Origin of the sequence: Streptomyces sp. Ag109_O5-10 (assembly GCF_900105755.1) — a bacterium.
In the GTDB taxonomy this organism is placed as follows: domain Bacteria; phylum Actinomycetota; class Actinomycetes; order Streptomycetales; family Streptomycetaceae; genus Streptomyces.
The window spans coordinates 2,166,772-2,186,409 of the sequence record NZ_FNTQ01000001.1 but is presented as its reverse complement, the minus strand read 5'-3'; the positions used below and the strand labels follow the sequence as shown (position 1 = coordinate 2,186,409).

18 protein-coding genes are annotated in these 19,638 nt (G+C 71.7%); 2 read left to right on the top strand and 16 right to left on the bottom strand.

Going from position 1 to position 19,638, the window contains the following annotated elements; genetic code table 11:
* Nucleotides 1-46 precede the first annotated feature (46 nt).
* Nucleotides 47-2,305 (bottom strand): MMPL family transporter, encoded by a 2,259-nt coding sequence (locus BLW82_RS10045; protein ID WP_093498458.1) that lies wholly within the window; start codon nt 2,303-2,305, stop codon nt 47-49.
* 383 nt (nt 2,306-2,688) lie between these two features.
* On the opposite strand from BLW82_RS10045, the gene BLW82_RS10040 reads away from it, so the two are divergent.
* Both BLW82_RS10040 and BLW82_RS10035 read left to right on the top strand, forming a co-directional pair.
* On the top strand, nt 2,689-3,240 hold the full coding sequence (locus BLW82_RS10040) for a DUF1697 domain-containing protein (protein WP_093498457.1): 552 nt from the start codon (nt 2,689-2,691) through the stop codon (nt 3,238-3,240).
* Between the two features lie 59 nt (nt 3,241-3,299).
* Nucleotides 3,300-4,322: a ketopantoate reductase family protein gene (locus BLW82_RS10035; protein ID WP_093498456.1), complete on the top strand. Its 1,023-nt coding sequence runs from the start codon at nt 3,300-3,302 to the stop codon at nt 4,320-4,322.
* Nucleotides 4,323-4,508: 186 nt separating this feature from the next.
* Here BLW82_RS10035 and BLW82_RS10030 read toward each other — a convergent pair whose 3' ends face one another.
* The 15 genes from BLW82_RS10030 to BLW82_RS09960 form a co-directional block, all read right to left on the bottom strand.
* Entirely contained in the window at nt 4,509-5,249 is a 741-nt protein-coding gene (locus BLW82_RS10030; RefSeq protein WP_093498455.1) for a sirohydrochlorin chelatase, read from the bottom strand.
* 5 nt (nt 5,250-5,254) lie between these two features.
* A complete protein-coding gene (locus BLW82_RS10025; protein ID WP_093498454.1) occupies nt 5,255-6,133 on the bottom strand; it encodes an ABC transporter permease in 879 nt (292 codons plus the stop codon).
* Nucleotides 6,120-6,905: an ABC transporter ATP-binding protein gene (locus BLW82_RS10020; RefSeq protein ID WP_093498453.1), complete on the bottom strand. Its 786-nt coding sequence runs from the start codon at nt 6,903-6,905 to the stop codon at nt 6,120-6,122. The genes BLW82_RS10025 and BLW82_RS10020 overlap by 14 nt, the downstream gene beginning before the upstream one ends.
* A gap of 35 nt (nt 6,906-6,940) precedes the next feature.
* Nucleotides 6,941-8,050, bottom strand: coding sequence for an aliphatic sulfonate ABC transporter substrate-binding protein (locus tag BLW82_RS10015; protein WP_093498452.1), 1,110 nt, complete (start codon nt 8,048-8,050; stop codon nt 6,941-6,943).
* Nucleotides 8,051-8,282: 232 nt separating this feature from the next.
* Nucleotides 8,283-9,626 carry a sulfate adenylyltransferase subunit 1 gene (locus tag BLW82_RS10005; protein ID WP_093498450.1) on the bottom strand — a complete coding sequence of 448 codons (1,344 nt, stop codon included), beginning with the start codon at nt 9,624-9,626 and terminating at the stop codon, nt 8,283-8,285.
* Nucleotides 9,627-9,628: 2 nt separating this feature from the next.
* Nucleotides 9,629-10,567 (bottom strand): sulfate adenylyltransferase subunit CysD, encoded by a 939-nt coding sequence (gene cysD, locus BLW82_RS10000; protein WP_093498449.1) that lies wholly within the window; start codon nt 10,565-10,567, stop codon nt 9,629-9,631.
* Nucleotides 10,564-11,184 (bottom strand): adenylyl-sulfate kinase, encoded by a 621-nt coding sequence (cysC, locus tag BLW82_RS09995; RefSeq protein WP_371131322.1) that lies wholly within the window; start codon nt 11,182-11,184, stop codon nt 10,564-10,566. The genes cysD and cysC overlap by 4 nt, the downstream gene beginning before the upstream one ends.
* Complete coding sequence (locus BLW82_RS09990) at nt 11,181-11,891, bottom strand: phosphoadenylyl-sulfate reductase (RefSeq protein ID WP_093498448.1); 711 nt, start codon at nt 11,889-11,891, stop codon at nt 11,181-11,183. Before BLW82_RS09990 ends, cysC begins: the two co-directional genes overlap by 4 nt.
* Nucleotides 11,888-12,067 (bottom strand): hypothetical protein, encoded by a 180-nt coding sequence (locus BLW82_RS09985; RefSeq protein ID WP_093498447.1) that lies wholly within the window; start codon nt 12,065-12,067, stop codon nt 11,888-11,890. The genes BLW82_RS09990 and BLW82_RS09985 overlap by 4 nt, the downstream gene beginning before the upstream one ends.
* The gene (locus BLW82_RS09980) at nt 12,064-13,758 is read right to left on the bottom strand and encodes a nitrite/sulfite reductase (protein WP_093498446.1); all 1,695 of its coding nucleotides are present in this window, start codon (nt 13,756-13,758) and stop codon (nt 12,064-12,066) included. The genes BLW82_RS09985 and BLW82_RS09980 overlap by 4 nt, the downstream gene beginning before the upstream one ends.
* A gap of 125 nt (nt 13,759-13,883) precedes the next feature.
* A complete protein-coding gene (locus BLW82_RS46250; RefSeq protein WP_309500612.1) occupies nt 13,884-13,967 on the bottom strand; it encodes a putative leader peptide in 84 nt (27 codons plus the stop codon).
* A 92-nt stretch (nt 13,968-14,059) separates the two neighbouring features.
* Nucleotides 14,060-14,650, bottom strand: coding sequence for a GNAT family N-acetyltransferase (locus BLW82_RS09975; RefSeq protein ID WP_093498445.1), 591 nt, complete (start codon nt 14,648-14,650; stop codon nt 14,060-14,062).
* Nucleotides 14,651-14,693: 43 nt separating this feature from the next.
* A complete protein-coding gene (locus tag BLW82_RS09970) occupies nt 14,694-16,028 on the bottom strand; it encodes a hypothetical protein (protein WP_093498444.1) in 1,335 nt (444 codons plus the stop codon).
* 214 nt (nt 16,029-16,242) lie between these two features.
* Entirely contained in the window at nt 16,243-17,505 is a 1,263-nt protein-coding gene (locus BLW82_RS09965; protein WP_177232900.1) for a helix-turn-helix domain-containing protein, read from the bottom strand.
* 436 nt (nt 17,506-17,941) lie between these two features.
* Complete coding sequence (locus BLW82_RS09960; RefSeq protein WP_093498442.1) at nt 17,942-19,579, bottom strand: acyl-CoA dehydrogenase family protein; 1,638 nt, start codon at nt 19,577-19,579, stop codon at nt 17,942-17,944.
* Between the last annotated feature and the right edge of the window lie 59 nt (nt 19,580-19,638).

Genomic DNA, 19,638 nt, shown 5'->3' with positions numbered 1-19,638 from the left:
ACGGACCCTGTGTCGAAGGGCGTTGCCGCACCTGTCACCGCACGGCTCAGACCGGCAGCCGCTCCTGCTCGCCTCGCGCCGCCGGCGCGACCGCCTCCGGCGACTCGTCGTGCGTCAGGTCGGGCAGCCACCGTAGCCAGCTCGGCAGGTACCAGTTGCGCTCGCCGAGCAGGGCCATCACCGCCGGGAGCAGGACGCCCCGGATGACGGTCGCGTCGATGAGGACCGCGGCCGCCAGGCCCACGCCCATCTGCTTCATGGACTGCATGGACAGCGTGCCGAAGATCGCGAACACGGCGACCATGATGACGGCCGCGCTGGTGACGACCCCGGCCGTGGTGACCACGCCGTGCTGGATCGCCTCCCTGGTGGACCGGCCGCGCAGCCGGGCCTCGCGGATCCGGGAGACCACGAACACGTGGTAGTCCATCGACAGGCCGAACAGGATCACGAAGAGGAACAGCGGCAGCCAGGTGACGATCGCGCCGACCCCCTCGGCGCCCACCAGCGAGGCGCCCCAGCCGTGCTGGAAGACGGCGACGAGGATTCCGTAGGCGGCGCCCACCGAGAGCAGGTTGAGCAGGATCGAGGTGACCGCGACCGTCAGCGAACGGAACGAGAGCAGCATCAGGAGGAAGGCGAAGACGACCACGAAGGCGAAGACCGGGACGACCGAGCCGAGCAGCTGGTCGTTGAAGTCCTGGTTGCCAGCGACGTTGCCGGTGATCGGCGCCTGCACGCCGGCGACCTTGCCGAGCGTGGCCGGCCGTACGTCGTCGCGGAGCTTGTGCAGGCTCTGGCCGGCCCTGTCCATGTCCGAGCCGCCGACCAGCGGCACGGTGATCAGGGCGACGTTCTGGGCGTCGTGCAGCTTGATGTCGACCGGGCCGCGGGAGGCGCCCGAGCTGATCGCCCGCTCCTTGAAGTCGGTCAGCGCCTGCCGGACCTCGGGGGCGTTGATGTCCTTCGCCCTGACGACCACCTCGGCGGGCTCGGAGCCGCCCGGGAAGGCCTGGTTGACGCGGTCGTAGGTCTGCACGATCGGCAGTGAGTTCCCGAACTCCTGGTCCAGGGTGAGCTGCGAGGTCTTCATGCCGAGGGCGGGCGCGGCGACCGCGAGCAGGGCGCCGACCGCGACGAGCACGGAGACCAGCGGCTTGGCGAGGACCCCTCGCAGCACGGCGGTCCAGAAGCGGCTCTCGGACGGCCCGTGGGCTCGCTTGCGGCGGCGCAGGAAGGGGATGCGGCCCTTCTCGACCCGGTGGCCGAGCAGCGAGAGCAGCGCGGGGAGCACGGTCACGGAGCCGACCATGGCGACCGCGACGACCATCAGGGAGGCCAGGCCCATCGCCTCGAACTCGGCGAGGCCGGTGAACAGCATGCCCGCCATCGCCACGCACACCGTGACACCGGAGACGATGATGGCCCGGCCGCTGGTGGCGGCGGCGATCCGCAGCGCGGCGTCCGCGCCCCGGCCGGCCTCCCGTTCCTCGCGCTCCCGGCGCAGGTAGAACAGGCAGTAGTCGACGCCGACCGCCATGCCGACCAGCAGCATCACGGAGTTGGCGGTGTCGCTCATCGGCTGCAGGTGGCTGACCAGGCCCATCAGGCCCATCGTCGCCATGATCGCGGTGATCGCCAGACCCACCGGCAGCAGGGCCGCCACCAGCGCGCCGAACGCGATCAGCAGGATGCCGAAGGCCACCGGCACGGCGGAGTACTCGGCGCGCTGGAAGTCCTTGCCGAAGGCGTCGGCGTACTGCTTGTTCATGCTGGCGCCGCCGATCTCCTCGATCCGCAGCGTGCCGTGCGCCTTCTGCACCCCGGCCACCGCGTCCAGCACCGGCTGCACCCGGTCGCCGGCGGTCCCGGCGTCGCCGCGCATGTCGAACTGGACCAGCGCGCTGCGGCCGTCCTTCGAGATCGTGCCGGTGACGTACGGCGAGGTGACGTCCGTGACCGTGCCGGTGCCGTCGACGGCCTTCACGACGTCCGAGACGGCGGCCTTGAAGGCGGTGTCCGTGGCCTGGACGGACGGGTCCTTGGCCTGGATCAGGACGGTCTCGCTCGCGGGCTCCTTGATGCCCGCGTCGTCGATGATCTGCGCCGCGGTGTGGGTCTCGCCCCTGAGCTGGTCGCTCTCGTCGACGTCGACCCGGCCGGCCGCCGAGCCGAGCCCCATCGCCAGGACGACGAACAGCACCCAGATGCCGACGGCGGCCCAGCGGTGCCGGGCGCTCCAGCCGCCGGCCCGGGCGGCCAGCCCCCGGACCCGCGCCTCTCCGTTCCCCTTCACGGGATCCATGACGGAACCGCCCCCTCGTGTGCGGTGACGACCCCCCGGCCGCCACGATCTCTTCACGACTTCCTTCGTTCGATTCGAAGGTATGGGGCCGATAAGACCGACTCCTCGTGCTGCCCGGTGAAGTACGGCGGCTGTCCCTCGTCGCCGAGGAGGATGTCGGGCCCTTACATCTATCCACCCATCTCGGGGGTGATGATCAGGGACGCCCCTTCCGACGACGGTGATCCTCTTTGTGATGACGAAACCTTGTTGAACAAGTCACAGGTGCGTGTAGGAGTTGATCCGGGCCGGTCCGATCGGCCAGAGTTTCGGGCAGCCCGGCATGCCGGCACGGCCGTCGTGCCAACCCCCACGGGGCACGACGGCCGTTCTAAGGTGTTCGAATGACGAGGTATGCGGCGCTGCTGCGCGGGATCAACGTGGGCGGCAGCAAGAAGCTCCCGATGGCCGAACTGCGCACACTGATGAGCGGACTGGGGTACGACTCCGTCCAGACCTACCTGCAGAGCGGACAGGCCGTCTTCACCACCGCCGACACGGACGCCGACTCCCTGGCGGCCGAGCTCGCCGGGGCGGTCGAGGAGCGGTTCGGCTTCGCCGTCGACGTGCTCGTCCGCGACCACGCCTACCTGAAGGCCGTCGAGGCGGCCTGCCCGTTCCCGGCCGCCGAACTGGCGGCCAGGCAGCTGCACGTCACGTACCTCTCCGCGCCGGTCACCGCGGAGCGCTACGCGGACATCGACCCGGCCGCCCACCTCCCCGAGGAGTTCCGCCTGGGCGACCGCGCCCTGTACCTGTACGCCCCGGACGGCCTCGGCCGCTCCAAGCTCGCCGAGGCGCTGTCCCGGCCCCGGATCCACAAGGGGCTGACCGCCACCACCCGGAACTGGAACACGGTGGTCAAACTGGTGGAGCTGACGGCCCCGGGAGCATGACCGCCCGGCACCGCGCCCCTGCCCCGGGGGCCGGGCGACGGCTGTGCGAGGCTCCTCCCATGCGCTACATCATCATCGGAGCGGGGGCCGTCGGCGGCGCGGTCGGCGGGCGGCTGGCCGGCGCGGGACACGAGGTCGTCCTGGTGGCACGGGGCGCGCACCACGCGGCGCTGCGGGACGCCGGGCTGCGGCTGACGGTGCCGGACGGCGAGTACACCTACCGGCTCCAGGCCGTCACCGGGCCCGGGGAACTGGGCGAGTTGCGCGCGGACGACGTCCTCGTCCTCGCCGTCAAGACACAGGACACCGTGACCGCCCTCCAGGCCTGGGGGCCGGCGCCGGTCGCGGGCGGTGGCACGGCGGCGCAGCGGCTGCCGCTGTTCTGCGCCCAGAACGGCGTGGAGGGCCAGCGCCTGGCTCTGCGCGTCTTCCGGCACGTCTACGGCGTCTGCGTCTGGCTGCCGTCGACCTTCGTCGAACCCGGTGTCGTCTCCGCGGGCGGCGCCCCCCTCACCGGCATGCTGCACCTCGGCCGCCACCCGCACGGCACCGACGCGACCGCCCGGCTGGTCGCCGCCGACCTGGAGACGTCCCACTTCGAGGCACCGGTCGTGCCCGACGTGGCGCGCTGGCAGTACGCCAAGCTGCTCTCCAACCTCGGCAACGCCCTGGAGGCGGTCGCCGGGCCCCTCGCCGACGACGCGGCCGTGACCCTGTTCCAGCGGGTGCGGGCCGAGGGCGAGAGGGTGCTCGACGCCGCCGGTATCGCGTACGCGAGCGTCGCGGAGCAGAAGGCGCTGCGCGGCCACAAGGTGGACCTGGTCCCGCTGCCCGGTGCCCCGCGCGGCGGCGGTTCCTCCTGGCAGTCCCTCAGCCGCGGCACCGGCACCATCGAGGCGGACTACCTCAACGGCGAGATCGGGCTGCTGGGCCGCCTGCACGGCGTTCCGACGCCGCTCAACGACCTGCTGCAGCACCTCGCCAACGCCTTCGCGCGCGAGCGCCGGGTGCCAGGCTCGATGCCGTTGGGGGAACTCGCCCGCCTCGCCGAGGAGGCCGCACCCGCGCGGTCAACTCTTTGACAGGGTCCGGCCGTCGAGAATCCGGACCGGTAAGGGCCCTGGTGTGACATGTTCGCCGGACACGGCGCAGAAGTAAGTGCGCCGGCCACCGCGCGACGCTCGCGAGAGCCCGCCGCGGGCCGGCCTGTTCGCGGTCCGACGGACAGGGGAGCGCCGGACCGCGAACACCGGGCCTTCGGTCAGCGCTCAGGCCCCGACCGCCGCCAGGGCCGGGGTGCGCGCCGCGTCGTACCGCTCGAGGAGCACCCGCGCCACCTCGGGCGCCGGGCCGAGCACCTCGGCCAGCACGTCCGCCTCCGCCGCGCCCCGGGCGATGCGGTCCGGCAGGAAGCCGGGGGCGAGGACGTACGGGGCCACCGCGACCCGGGCGCAGCCCAGCTCGCGGAGTTCGGGTACCGCGTCCTCGGTGCGGGGGAGGGAGGCGGAGGCGAACGCGGGCCGCACGGCGCACCAGCCGGTGCGCTGCCAGTCCCGCGCGAGACGTGCGATCACGGCGATCGCCTCCGGGTCGCTGGACCCCGCCGAGGCCAGCACGACCCCGGTCGAGGACCTGTCGGCGGGGGTCAGCCCGGCCTCGTAAAGCCGCCGTTCCAGGGCCGACAGGAGCAGCGGCGAAGGGCCCAGCACCTCCGCCTGCCGGATCCGCAGCCGGGGCGGCGCGTCCCGCAGTACCGCCGGGATGTCGGCCTTCGCGTGGAAGGCGCGGGTCAGCAGCAGGGGGAGGGCGACGACGTCCCGGACGCCCTCCGCCGCCAGGGACTCCAGCACCCCGTGCACGGACGGGATGGTGAAGTCCAGGAAGCCCGTCTCCACGCGCAGCCCGGGCCGCAGCGACCGTACCCGGCGCACCAGGGCGTGGACGGTCGCGGCGTGCCGGGGATCGCGGCTGCCGTGGGCGATGACGAGGAGAACGGGCTTCGTACGCATGGACCTCAGCTCTTCACCAGCAGGCCGCGGCTGCGCAGCACCCACCGCTCCAGCGGACTGAAGATCAGCAGGTCGATCGCGATGCCGACGAACAGGATCAGGATGATCGCCTCGAACACCATGGCCATGTCGCTGGCGGTGCGCGCGTTCTCCAGCAGCTGGCCGAGGCCCACGCCGAGGTCGGGGAAGCTCGCGATGATCTCCGCGGCCATCAGCGAGCGCCAGGAGAACGCCCAGCCCTGCTTCAGGCCCGCCACGTAGCCGGGCATGGCGGCCGGCAGCACGACGTGCCAGATGCCCTTGGCGCCCGTCGCGCCCATGGTGCGCCCGGCCCGCAGGAACAGCGGCGGCACCTGGTCCACGCCGGACACCAGGCCGTTGGCGATGGAGGGCACCGCGCCGAGCAGGATCACGGCGTACATCATCGAGTTGTTCAGGCCCAGCCAGATCACGGCCGGCGGCACCCACGCCACCGACGGCAGCGACTGGAGGCCGGACAGGATCGGGCCGATCGCCGCCCGCACGAACCTCACCCGTGCCACCAGCAGCCCCAGCGGGGTGCCGATGAGCAGCGCGAAGAGGAAGCCGAGCAGGCCGCGGCTGACACTGGTCCAGATGTAGCCGAGCAGGTCGCCCTTGAGCCAGGCGTCCTTGAACGCGTCGCCCACCGCCGTGGGCGAGGGCAGCTTGGACGGGTCGTCGACGACCGGGACGAGCAGCGTCCAGACCACGAGGACCACGGCGAGCGCGATGACCGGCGGCAGGATCGTGCCGGTGAAGGTCTGGCGGAGGGTCGGGCGGCTGGTGGCCGCCGTCTCCAGGGCGTCGAGGCCGGCCTCGACACTTCCGGCGTCCTTGGCCGGCGTCGTCTCAGTGCTGGCCATGGCGGCGGATCTCCCCACGCAGTACATCGGTGATCTCGAGGGACAGTTCGGCCACCGGCGCGTCCTCGATGCGGCGCGGCTGCGGGATGCCGACCTCCCACTCACGGGCTATCCGGCCCGGCCGGGACGACAGCAGGATCACCCGCTGGGCGAGCCGCACCGCCTCGCGCACGTTGTGCGTGACGAACAGGACGGACAGGCCGGTCTCCTCCCAGATCCGGGTCAGCTCGTCGTGCAGCACGTCCCGGGTGATGGCGTCCAGGGCCGAGAACGGCTCGTCCATCAGCAGCAGCCGGCTCTCCTGGGCGAGCGAACGGGCCAGGGCCGCCCGCTGGCGCATGCCGCCGGACAGCTCGTGGACGCGCTTGTCGTACGCGCCCTTCAGCCGGACCAGTTCGAGCAGTTCCTCGGCCTTGCCCCGGCGGTCGTTCTTGGGAACCCCCCTGAGTTTCAGGGCGAGTTCGATGTTCTTGCCCGCGGTCAGCCACGGGAAGAGGGCGTGCTCCTGGAACATCAGGGCGGGCCGCCCGTCCGTCGTGATGGCGCCCGCGGTGGGCTGGTCGAGCCCCGCCACCAGGTTCAGCAGCGTGGACTTGCCGCAGCCCGAGGCCCCCAGGAGGGTGACGAACTCGCCCGGCGCGACATCGAGGGTGATGTCGTCCAGGACGAGCTGCTGCCCGCCCGGAGTCGCGAAGGACTTCGAGACATGCTCAAGGCGTGCCGCGTACTCGACCGACTCGTCGGCCTTGGCGAGTGTCGTGGTCGTGGCCATGGTCGTCACCTCCTGGGATCTCGTCGGGACCGGCGTCAGCTGCTGCCGAGACCGGCGGCGTCGACCGGGCTCTGGCCGTCGGCCTTCAGCACCTTGTTGAGGATCGTCAGGTCGTAGATGTTCTTGAGCAGCGGGTCGGTGAGCAGACCGGCCTTGACGGCGTGCTGGGCCTCGGTGTTGAGGGTGGAGGCCAGCGGGTCGTCGGTGAACTTGATGGACGACCAGGCCGAGTTGAGGACGTTGTCGGGCAGCGCCTTGCCGGAGTCGGCCGCCAGCTGCTTGTTCGCCGAGGCCTTCGCCGCGTCCGGGTTGGCGTTGATCCACTTGTTGGTCTCGACCGAGCCCTTGAGGACCGCTTCGACGACCTTCGGGTGCTCCTTGAGGAACTTCTGCGACACGATGATGTTCGTGATCACGAACTTCTTGTCGGGCCACAGCGTGGACTCGTCGAGCAGTACCTTGCCGCCCTCGGCGACCAGCTTGGACGCGGTCGGCTCCGGCACCCAGGCACCGTCGACGGAACCGGCCTTGAAGGCGTCCGGGGTGATCTTGTTGTCGGTGCGGACGACCGTGACGTCACCCTTGCCGCTCTGCGCGTCGACCTTCCAGCCCTGGTCCGCGATCCAGTTGAGGAACGCCACGTCCTGCGTGTTGCCCAGCTGAGGCGTCGCGATCTTCTTGCCCTTGACGTCCGCCAGCGACTTGATCTTCTTCGGGTCGACGACCAGCTTCACGCCGCCGGATGCCGATCCGCCGATGATCTTCAGGTCGGTGCCGTTGGACTTGGTGTAGCCGTTGATCGCCGGGGAGGGGCCGATCCAGCCGATGTCGATGGAGCCCGAGTTGAGCGCCTCGATCTCGGACGGGCCCGCGTTGAAGATGGCGTACTTGGCCTTGGTGGCGCCGAGCTCCTTCTGGAAGAAGCCCTTCTGGTTGCCGACCAGGGCGGTCGCGTGGGTCAGGTTGCCGAAGTAGCCGATCTTGACGGTGTCGAGACCGTCGATCTTCTTGGCCCCGGCGGCGACCTTGGTGGTGTCGCTCTTGTCGGAGTTCGACCCGTACCCGCAGGCGGCGAGCGTGAGCAGGGGGAGTGCGGCGAGCGCGGCTATGCCGCGGCGAAGGAGCGTTGAGCGGTTGGCAGGCACGGGAGGCTTTCCTCTCGTTGGCCCGGCTGGTCACGGTCTTTCAGGTCGTGGCCGGGAGGTCGGCAGGTCTTCGTCGCATCCGGGACGTCGGGTGGGGGGACGGGGCGCGCAGGCAGTGCGCGTACGTCAGGACGCACATCGCGCCACCCCGCCCTGCCCGCTCCCGAGGTCGCCGCTGCCGACGCGGCCGCCCTCCTTCGCGAACGTCGAGTAGACGTCGGTCATCGTCATGTCAGAAGTCCCAGCCGTCGTCTTCGGACTCGTCCTTGACCGGCTCGGGGGAGGCGAACGACTCGCCGACCATGCCCGCGGTGAGCGTGGTGCCGTCGGCGGGGTCGATCAGGATGAACGAGCCGGTGCGGCGCGAGTCGGCGTAGGAGTCGACCGGCAGCGGCTCGGCGGTACGGATCTTCACCCGGCCGATGTCGTTGGCGACGAGCTGTCCCGGGTGCGGGTGCAGGGACAGGTCGTCGAGCGTGAGGCGGGACGGGATGTCCTTGACGACCGCCTTGACGGTGCGGGTGCCGTGCTTGAGCAGCACCCGGTGGCCGACGGTCAGCGGCTGGTCGGCGACGTGGCAGACGGTCGCCTCGACGTCCTGGGTGGTCGCCGGGGCGTCCTTCGTCGGGACGATCAGGTCGCCGCGCGAGACGTCGATGTCGTCGGCGAGCAGGAGGGTCACCGACTGGGTGGTCCAGGCCGCGTCGACCGGCTCGCCGAGCAGGTCGATGCCGGAGATCGTCGTGGTACGGCCGGACGGCAGGACCGTGACCTCCTCGCCGACGTGGAAGGTGCCGGCCGCGATCTGACCGGCGTAGCCCCGGTAGTCCGGGTGCTCGGCGGTCTGCGGGCGGATCACGTACTGCACCGGCAGGCGTGCGTGGCAGTGGCTCAGGTCGTGGGCGACCGGGACGGTCTCCAGGTGCTCCAGGACGGTCGGGCCGCCGTACCAGTCCATGTGCGCGGACGGCTCCACGACGTTGTCGCCGACGAGCGCCGAGATCGGGATCGCGGTGACCTCGGGGACGCCCAGCTCGGTCGCGTACGCCGTGAACTCCTCGGCGATCCCCGCGAAGACCGGCTCCTGGTAGTCGACCAGGTCCATCTTGTTGACGGCGAGGACGACGTGCGGGACGCGCAGCAGGGCGGCGATCGCGGCGTGCCGCCGGGTCTGCTCGACGACCCCGTTGCGGGCGTCGACCAGGACCACGGTCAGCTCGGCGGTGGAGGCGCCGGTGACCATGTTGCGGGTGTACTGCACGTGGCCGGGGGTGTCGGCGAGGATGAACCGGCGCTTCGGGGTGGCGAAGTAGCGGTAGGCGACGTCGATGGTGATGCCCTGCTCGCGCTCGGCGCGCAGGCCGTCGGTCAGCAGGGCGAGGTCCGGGGCGTCCTGGCCGCGCGAGACGGACGCGCGCTCGACGGCCTCCAGCTGGTCGGTGAGGATCGACTTGGAGTCGTGCAGCAGCCGTCCGACGAGGGTGGACTTGCCGTCGTCGACGGAGCCCGCGGTCGCGAACCGCAGCAGGGTGGTCTCGGCGAGGCCGAGGTCCGCGGTGCTGGTCGTGGTGGTCATGCTTAGAAGTACCCCTCGCGCTTGCGGTCTTCCATCGCGGCCTCGGAGAGCTTGTCGTCGGCACGGGTGGCGCCGCGCTCGGTGAGCCGGGAGGCGGCGATCTCGGCGATCACCTTCTCGATGTCGTCGGCGTCGGAGTCGACCGCGCCGGTGCAGGACATGTCTCCCACGGTCCGGTAGCGCACCTGCCGCTTCTCGACCGTCTCGCCGTCCTTCGGGCCGCCCCAGTCACCGCCGGTCAGCCACATCCCGCCCCGCATGAACACCTCGCGCTCGTGGGCGAAGTAGATCTGGGGAAGCTCGATGTCCTCGCGGGCGATGTACTGCCAGACGTCGAGTTCGGTCCAGTTGGAGAGGGGGAAGACGCGGACGTGTTCGCCGGGGGCGTGGCGGCCGTTGTAGAGGTTCCACAGTTCGGGGCGCTGGCGGCGCGGGTCCCACTGGGAGAACTCGTCGCGCAGGGAGAAGACGCGTTCCTTGGCGCGTGCCTTCTCCTCGTCGCGGCGGCCGCCGCCGAAGACGGCGTCGAACCTCTCGCTCTGGATCTTCTCGGTGAGGGGCACGGTCTGCAGCGGGTTGCGGGTGCCGTCGGGGCGTTCGCGCAGCACACCGCGGTCGATGTAGTCCTGTACGGAGGCCACGTGGAGGCGCAGCCCATGGGCGGCCACCACGCGGTCGCGGTATTCGAGGACCTCGGGGAAGTTGTGGCCGGTGTCCACGTGCAGCAGGGAGAAGGGGATCGCGGCGGGGGCGAACGCCTTCAGGGCGAGGTGGAGCATGACGATGGAGTCCTTGCCGCCGGAGAAGAGGATCACCGGCCGTTCGAACTCGCCGGCGACCTCGCGGAAGATGTGGACCGCCTCGGACTCCAGCGCGTCCAGGTGGGACAGGGTGTACGGGGTGCCCGTGCCCTCCCCGTGCGCCGCCACGGTCGTCGTCATGCCAGTCCCTTCCCGCTCAGCAGGGCGTACACGGACGCCGCGGACTCCTGGACGCTCTGGTGCTGCGACTCGATCCGCAGATCGGGCGTCTCGGGCTCCTCGTACGGGTCGTCGACGCCGGTCAGCCCGGTCAGCTCGCCCGCGGCCTGCTTGGCGTACAGGCCCTTCACGTCGCGTACGGAGCACACCTCGACCGGGGTCGCCACGTGCACCTCGACGTACGCGGTGCCGTTCTCCGCGTGCCGCTTGCGGACCGCGTCGCGGCTGTCGGTGTACGGGGCGATCACCGGGACGAGCGCCTTGACGCCGTTGCGGGCCAGCAGTTCGGCGACGAAGCCGATGCGCTGCACGTTGGTGTGCCGGTCCTCGCGGCTGAAACCGAGGCCCGCCGAGATGAACTCGCGGATCTCGTCGCCGTCGAGTACCTCGACGAGATGGCCCTCCTCGCGCAGCCGGCCGGCCAGCTCGTACGCGATGGTGGTCTTGCCGGCGCTCGGCAGACCCGTGAGCCAGACGGTGGCTCCGGTCGTCACGTCGTTCTCCTGGTTCGTCGATCGGGTCGTCTGATGGAGCGTCCGGTGGGTCGCCTGCGTCGCGGAGGGCCCGGTGGTCGTCATCCGTGCAGTCCGCACTCGGTCTTGGCCCGCCCGGCCCAGCGCCCGGCCCGCGCGTCCTCGCCCTCGAGGACCCGGCGGGTGCAGGGGGCGCAGCCGACGGAGGTGTAGCCGTCCATCAGCAAGGGGTTGGTCAGTACGCCGTGTTCGGCGACGTAGGCGTCCACGTCGTCCTGGGTCCAGCGGGCGATGGGGGAGATCTTGACCTTCTGCCGCTTCTCGTCCCAGCCGACGACCGGGGTGTTCGCCCGGGTCTCCGACTCGTCGCGGCGCAGTCCGGTCGCCCAGGCGGTGTAGTTCTCCAGACCTCGCTCCAGTGGCAGCACCTTGCGCAGCCGGCAGCACAGGTCGGGGTCGCGGTCGTGCAGCTTCGGGCCGTACTCGGCGTCCTGCTCGGCGACCGTCTGGCGCGGGGTGAGGGTGATGACGTTGACGTCCATCACCGCCTCGACCGCGTCCCGGGTGCCGATGGTCTCCGGGAAGTGGTAGCCGGTGTCGAGGAAGACGACGTCCACGCCCTTCCGGACGCGAGAGGCCAGGTGGGCCACCACGGCGTCCTCCATGGAGGAGGTCACGCAGAAGCCCTTGCCGAAGGTGTCCACCGCCCACTGGAGGATCTCCAGGGCGGAGGCGTCCTCGAGGTCACGGCCGGCCTGCTCGGCCAGCGCCTTCAGATCGTCGGTCGTTCGCTCTTCCTGAGCCGTGGTCATATCTGTTCCCCTCCAGCTTCGGAGTGCTTCAGCCCCCGGGCGAGCAGTCCCAGGAACTTCAGCTGGAATGCGCGGTTGCAGGCCGCGCATTCCCAGGCGCCGTGGCCCTCCTCACTGGGACGCAGATCCTCGTCGCCGCAGTAGGGGCAGTAGAACGGGGCGGCCCGCTCACTCATGAGAGGGCCTCCTCACTGGCGCGGGCCGCCCAGGCGGCGAACCGCTCGCCGTCCGCGCGCTCCGCCTGGAAGCGCCTGAGCACCCGCTCGACGTAGTCCGGCAGTTCCTCCGAGGTCACCTTGAGACCGCGGACCTTGCGGCCGAACCCGGGCTCCAGGCCGAGCGCGCCGCCCAGGTGCACCTGGAACCCCTCGACCTGCTCGCCCCGGTCGTTCAGGACCAGCTGGCCCTTGAGACCGATGTCCGCGACCTGGATACGGGCGCAGGCGTTCGGGCAGCCGTTGAGGTTGATGGTGAGCGGCTCGTCGAAGTCCGGCAGGCGGCGCTCCAGCTCGTCGATGAGCGAGCTGCCGCGCTGCTTGGTCTCGACGATCGCGAGCTTGCAGTACTCGATGCCGGTGCAGGCCATGGTGCCGCGCCGGAACGAGGACGGCCGGGCGGTCAGGTCCAGCGCCTCCAGGGCCTCGACCAGCGACTCGACCTGGTCCTCGGCGACGTCGAGGACGATCATCTTCTGCTCGACGGTGGTCCGCACCCGGCCCGAGCCGTGCGCCTCGGCGAGGTCCGCGATCTTCGCCAGGGTGGCGCCGTCCACCCGGCCGACCCGCGGGGCGAATCCGACGTAGAAGTTGCCGTCCTGCTGGCGGTGCACACCGACGTGGTCCCGCCAGCGCGACACGGGCTCGGCGGGCGCCGGTCCGTCGACGAGGGAGCGCTTGAGGTACTCGTCCTCCAGCACCTGGCGGAACTTCTCCGCGCCCCAGTCGGCGACCAGGAACTTCAGCCGGGCGCGGGTGCGCAGCCGCCGGTAGCCGTAGTCCCGGAAGATGCCGATGACGCCCGCCCAGACGTCCGGGACCTCCGCCAGCGGCACCCAGGCGCCGAGCCGGACGCCGATCTTCGGGTTGGTGGACAGGCCGCCGCCGACCCACAGGTCGAAGCCGGGGCCGTGCTCGGGGTGCTCGACGCCGACGAACGCGATGTCGTTGATCTCGTGCACCACGTCAAGGAGCGGCGAGCCGGAGATCGCGGACTTGAACTTGCGCGGCAGGTTGGAGAACTCCTTGCTGCCGATGTACCGCTTGTTGATCTCGTCGATCGCCCAGCTGCCGTCGATGATCTCGTCCTCGGCGATGCCGGCCACCGGCGAGCCGATGACGACGCGCGGGGTGTCGCCGCACGCCTCGGTGGTGGACAGCCCGACCGCTTCCAGGCGGTTCCAGATCTCCGGCACGTCCTCGATGCGGATCCAGTGCAGCTGGATGTTCTGCCGGTCGGTGACGTCCGCGCTGCCCCGGGCGAACTCCTGCGAGATCTCGCCGATCACCCGCAGCTGCCGCGTGGTCAGCCGGCCGCCGTCGATCCGCACCCGCAGCATGAAGTACTTGTCGTCCAGCTCCTCCGGCTCCAGGATGGCGGTCTTGCCGCCGTCGATGCCGGGCTTGCGCTGCGTGTACAGGCCCCACCAGCGCATCCGTCCGCGCAGGTCGTTGGGGTCGATCGAGTCGAAGCCGCGCTTGGAGTAGATCGTCTCAATGCGTGTCCGCACATTGAGACCGTCGTCGTCCTTCTTGAACTGCTCGTTGCCGTTGAGCGGGGTGAAGTGCCCCATGGCCCACTGACCCTCGCCGCGGTGACGGCTCACCTTGCGGCGGGGCGCGGAGGCGGGGTTCTGCGGGGTGGCGGCCATGGCGATATACGTCCTTCAGACGGCGGGGAAGCGGCTCTGACCTGCGCTTGCGGGCGCGCGGAAGCATGTCTGCGCGGCACTGCGCAAGGAGGGTCTGGACAGGGAGACGCGGCGGTGCTGTGCTCTCAGCCCGCCGGACAGATGGCGCTGGACATGCGGCCGAGGTCGACGTGCCGCCGACTCACCAAGGCAATTCCAGTTCCAGACATGACGGAAGCGTGTCACGCGGATCTCCGGCCAGTCCACCATTGTCCGCGATTCGGACCGATCTATTCTGAATAGTGAGACGGAGTGCTGTGGGTCACGCCCCGTCCCGCGCGGGGGTGTACGCCCCGGGCCACGGTCCGGGCGTCGGGACGTCCGGTTCCTCCTCGGCCTTCGTGTCGAAGAGCCGGAACCCCCGCCGCTGATAGTTCGCCATCGCGTGCTCGCCGTCCAGGCTGCACGTGTGCAGCCACACCCGCTTCGTCGGCGGCAGCCCCTCCCACCGCTCCGCCAGGTCCCAGGCGCGCGCGGCGCCGTACGAGAGCAGGTGACCGCCGATGCGGCGGCCCCGGAAGGCCGGGACCAGCCCGAAGTAGACGATCTCCACCACGCCGTCGTCCTGCGGTTCGAGTTCCACGTAGCCCGCCGGGGTGCCCCGGTCGTATGCGACCCAGGTCTCCACGCCCGGCCGTGACAGGTGCTGCCGCCAGCGGGCGTGGCTCCAGCCCAGCCGGTCGGTCCAGCGGATGTCGCCGCCGACCGAGGCGTACAGGAAGCGGCTGAACTCGGGGGAGGGCACCTCGGCGCGGACGATCCGGACCGCGTCGCCGTCGGGGGCGGCGGCGGGCAGGAGGTCGGCGGGGGAGGTCTGCTCCAGGGACCAGGTGGTCACGACGATGCTGCTCATGGGGGCCAGGCAATCATCCCGGCCCCGGACGTGTCGACGGCCGTTATCCGAGTGACGCGTCGATCGAGCGCAGCGGGACCGAGAACAGCATGCGGTCCGTGACCGACCACACCTCGCCCGTGTCGGGCGCGTAGGAGAGCGAACCGGTGCGCTCGCCCCAGCAGCGGTGCGAGGCGTCCGAGCCGCAGCGGGTTCCGTCCGCACCCTTCGTGTCCTGCCGCCACAGGCTGCCGTGCCCGTCCATGGCGCCGGGAAGGTGCCCGACGTACCACTCGGAGCCGGTCGCGCCCGGCGGCCGGTAGGACAGGACGCCCCGGATCTCCGAGGCCCCGGTCCGGTACGCCTCGACCGCGTCCACCCGGCCGGAGGCGTCCGTGGCGAGCAGACCGGCGCGCCGCGGGTTCTCGTCGAACGCGTACCGCCACAGCCGGGCGTTCCGCTCGCTGCCGGCGGGCGTCCACTCGCCGAGGACCAGGCTGTCCGGGACCGTCCCCCGGTCCACGGAGAGCGCTCCCGGACAGGGCGCCCCGGTCCGGGAGCAGGCCCCGGCGGTGAACCGGTACGAGCCCACGGCGGGCATCACGTACCGGAAGCCGTCGGCCGACCAGCCGTCGGACGTCCGGCCGACCGCGTCGGTCAGCACCGAGGCGCGCTGGATGCGGTTCAGGTCGTAGACGTAGAGCGCGTCGGCGCTGTCCTGGACGGTGGTGACCAGCAGCCGGTCCCCGTACCAGGCCATGCCGGAGATCTGCGAGGTCAGCCCCCGGTAGTCGCTGCCGCCTTCGGTGGGCACCGTCAGCAGGACCCAGGAGTAGGCGGGGTGGGCGGGGTCGTTCGCGTCGATCACCGCGACCCTGGCCAGGCCCCGGGAGGCGGCGGGGCCGGTGGAGGTGCTGTGCGTCCAGCCGGCGAGCACGACGCGGTTGGCGCCCCACAGGCCGTCGTCGTCCGCCTCCGAGGAGGTGGTCACCGAGGCCGGCCGCCAGTCGTCGGTGAGGGTGTCGGTGGGATCCCAGCAGTACGCCTTGGTGGCGGCCGGGCTGACCGGCAGCGAGTCCCGGTCGTCCGCGTCGCAGTCGGCCGCCCGGCGCAGGGTGTGGTCGGAGGCGGCCAGCACGTCGGCGACCCCTACCGTGCCGCCCATCGCCGAGGCGAGCCGGTCCAGCGAGCGGCGCGGTACGAGATGCTCCCGGAGCTGCAGCCGGGCGGTGTCGGCGGTGGCGGTCAGGGGCTTCAGCGCGCCCGGGTCCTCGGCGACCGTGGCCTGCGAGGCACTGACGATCGTGGCCGCCGCGGTGAGCGCCAGCGCGGTGCCGGCCAGGGCAGCGCGCAGGGCCGTACCCCGTCTGCGCCGCCGGTGTCTGCCGCGATGCTTCATGTCTCCTCCCGAGACGGGCCAACTGCGCCTGATGGTCAAAGCGTTGACCATGGAGCAGGTGGGGAGCCCGTACCGGGATGCTACGGCAGCCGGGGCCGCCGTATCTCGAAGACCCCGCAAATATGCGGAACATACCGCCCCGACTGCCACGGATGCGTCACATGCGGCCGTGTCCGTACGGCCGTGTCCACCGAACACGGCCGTGTCAGGTACGTCAGGGCGTCCGGGAGGCCGCCACCGCCGGGGCGGTCGAGTACGGCAGCAGGTCGCGCGGGTCGTCGGGGAGCAGCACCTCGACCTCCGCGTCCTCCCGGAAGCGGTACGGCCGGTGGTCGAGCAGCGCCCCGAGGTACCGCCGGATCCTGGACATCTCCGCACGTACGGTCACGGTCCGCGAGGCGTCCCCGAAGACGTCCTCGGCCAGCCCCGCCGCGCTGCGGCCGCCCCGCCGTACCGCCAGCAGATACAGCAACTCGGCGTGCCGGGGACTGAGTTCACGGGACCACGAGCCCGTACCGCCGCCGACCGTCACGGAGGGCCGGCGCGGCCGGGCCAGGTCGAGCACGAGCCGGCCGCCGCCCGCCGGAGCCGGCTCGTCCACCGCCCGCAGCAGCCAGCCCCCGCCCAGCGGCTCCACCACGCAGAGCCCCAGCGCCGGCAGCCACCGGCGGCCCGGCGAAAGCGACTTGGGCAGCGCGAGCCGCCGCGGATACGGCATGCCGGTGACCGCCGCGGTCCAGCCGTCGGCGTCCACCACCAGCGCCCGCCCGCCCAGCCGGGCCAGCACGGGCGCCGCGACCGCCCGCAGCCGCTCCAGCGCTTCCAGGTGCAGCTCCCGCAACCGGGCCTCGGCGAGCTTCGCCACCGAGTTCACCCAGGCCAGGGTCGCCGGATGCATCGTCTCCAGCGGGCCGCTGACGTCCACCACCCCGAGCAGGCTGCCGTCCCGGGGGTCGGTGATCGGGGCGCCGGAACACGTCCAGGAGCCGTGCGAGCGGACGAAGTGCTCGGCGGCGAACACCTGCACGGGCCTGCGCACCACCGCCGGGGTGCCGACCCCGTTGGTCCCGACGACGTCTTCGCGCCAGTCGGCGCCGAGTTGGAAGCCCAGCCCGTCCGCCTTGCGCAGCACCGGCGAGGATCCCTCCCGCCACAGCACCCGGCCGTCGGCGTCCGCCACCACCATGATGTGCTGGGCCACGTCCGCGACCGAAAGCAGCCCCTCGCGCAGCACCGGCAGCACGTCCTTGAGGGGTGACTCCTCACGTCTGCGCCGGACTTCGTCGGCGGACAGCAGCCCCGCACGGAAGTCGTGGTCGGGGTCGACACCGCTGCGCAGCATCCGCCCCCAGGACTGTTCGATCACCGGCCGGGGAGAGACGCGCCCACGCTGTCCGGCGAGTCTGGCCTCGCGCACCTCGCTCAGTACCCGCGCCGCCTGCGCCGCGTTCTTCGCGGCGAGTCGCGCCACGTCCATCGGCGGGTTCCCCACTCAGGTCCTCCCGGATACGCCTCGGAAAAGGCATCGATGAGTCGCTGTCAAGCCGTCCGGGCGGCGGTTTCCGGTCCGACTGCGCGTCTTATACTGCCGTTTTCCGGTGCCGGAGGCACACAGTCCACGCACAGTCACCGATATGTTGCAACCCCTTGCAACCCTGGTGGACCGGCCGGGGGTGGCCGAAACTTGAGCCGACGCCGTGGCGTCAGCGGCCTGACATGGGCCGACGAGGCGGGGGTGGTGCCGTGTCGGCGCAGCACCACCCCCACCTGCGGCGCCGGCCGTCGCGGCAGGTGGTGCGTGGTCCGGTGCGTTGGCGGCCGACGGTTGTGGAGGGTTGCCCGCGCGGTTCCTCCCCCAGCCTTTCGGCCGGGGGGACCCCCAGCGCCCCCATAGGCAGGGCGGGTTCCGGATCTCAGAAGGTGACCCGGGATCGGTCCACGATCGCCCTGAGGTCCAGGCCGCCCGGCAACGTGCCGAAGGTCGAGCCCCAGTCGTTGCCCAGGCGGGACGCGCAGAAGGCGTCCGCGACTTCCGGTGGGGCGAAGCGGACCAGCAGCGAACCCTGGAGGACCGTCGCAAGCCGTTCCACCAGCCGCCTGGCGCGGGACTCCATGCCCTCCAGGTCGGCGAGTTCGGAGAACAGGTCCTTCACGGCGCGGTCCAGGCGGTGGTCGGCGCCGTGGGCGCGGCCGATCTCCTGGAGGTAGGCGTCCAGGGCGCCCGGTTCGCGCCGCAGGGCGCGGAGCACGTCCAGGGCCTGGATGTTGCCGGCGCCCTCCCAGACGGAGTTGAGCGGCGACTCGCGGACCAGCCGGGGCAGACCCGACTCCTCCACGTAGCCGTTGCCGCCCAGGCACTCGGCGGCCTCCACGACCAGCGGCGCGCAGCGCTTGGTCACCCAGTACTTGGCGGCCGGCAACGCCAGCCGCAGCAGCGCCCGTTCGCTCTCGCTCCCGTCGTCGTAGGCGGCGGCCAGCCGCAGCGCGAGCGTGGTCGCGGCCTCCGACTCGACCGCGAGGTCGGCCAGGACGCTGCGCATCAGCGGCTGGTCGGCGAGGACCGCGCCGAAGGCCTCCCGGTGCGTGGCGTGGTGCACGGCCTGCGCCACCGCCTGCCGCATCAGCCCCGCCGAGCCGAGCACGCAGTCCAGCCGGGTCGCGGCGACCATCTCGATGATGGTCCGCACCCCGCGCCCCTCCTCGCCCACCCGCCGCGCCCAGGTCCCGTCGAACTCGACCTCGGCGGACGCGTTCGACCGGTTGCCGAGCTTGTCCTTGAGCCGCTGGAGGAGGAAGGCGTTGCGGGTGCCGTCCGCCAGGACGCGCGGCACGAGGAAACAGGTGAGGCCGTCCGGCGCCTGGGCCAGCACCAGGAAGCCGTCCGACATGGGCGCCGAGCAGAACCACTTGTGCCCGGTCAGGGTGTACGTGCCGGCCTCGGTGAGCGGGGCGGCGGTGGTCGTGTTCGCCCGGACGTCACTGCCGCCCTGCTTCTCCGTCATGCCCATGCCGAACAGAGCGCCGGCCTTCCGCGCGGCCGGCCGTAGCTCACGGTCGTAGATCGTCGAGGTCAGCAGCGGCTCCCAGGCGGCGGCCTGCTCCGGGTCGGTGCGCAGCGCGGGCACCGCCGCGTTGGTCATCGACAGCGGGCAGCAGTTGCCGGCCTCCACCTGGGTCCAGACCAGGAAGGCGGCGGCCCGCCGGACGTGCCCGGACGGCCGCGTCCATCCGGTGGTCAGGCCCGCGCCGACGCCCTTGCCGAGCAGCCGGTGCCAGGCGGGGTGGAACTCGACCTCGTCGATCCGGTGGCCGTAGCGGTCGTGGGTGCGCAGCCGCGGCGGGTACTCGTTCGCCTGGGCACCCCACTCCTGCACCTGTGCCGAGCCGGCCGAGACGCCGAGCCCCGACAGCTCCGCGCGCACCTCGTCGATCAGCGCCGGGCCGGTGTGCCGCTCGACGGCCTCGACCAGGGCCCGGTCGGCACCGAACAGGTCGTACCCGACCAGCGGAGGCGGCTGGTTGGTCACGGTGTGCGTGGTGTTGCCTGCCATGTCTGCGAACCTACCCGGGAAGGCGGCGGTGGCATCCAGCCTGACACAACGGCCCCGGT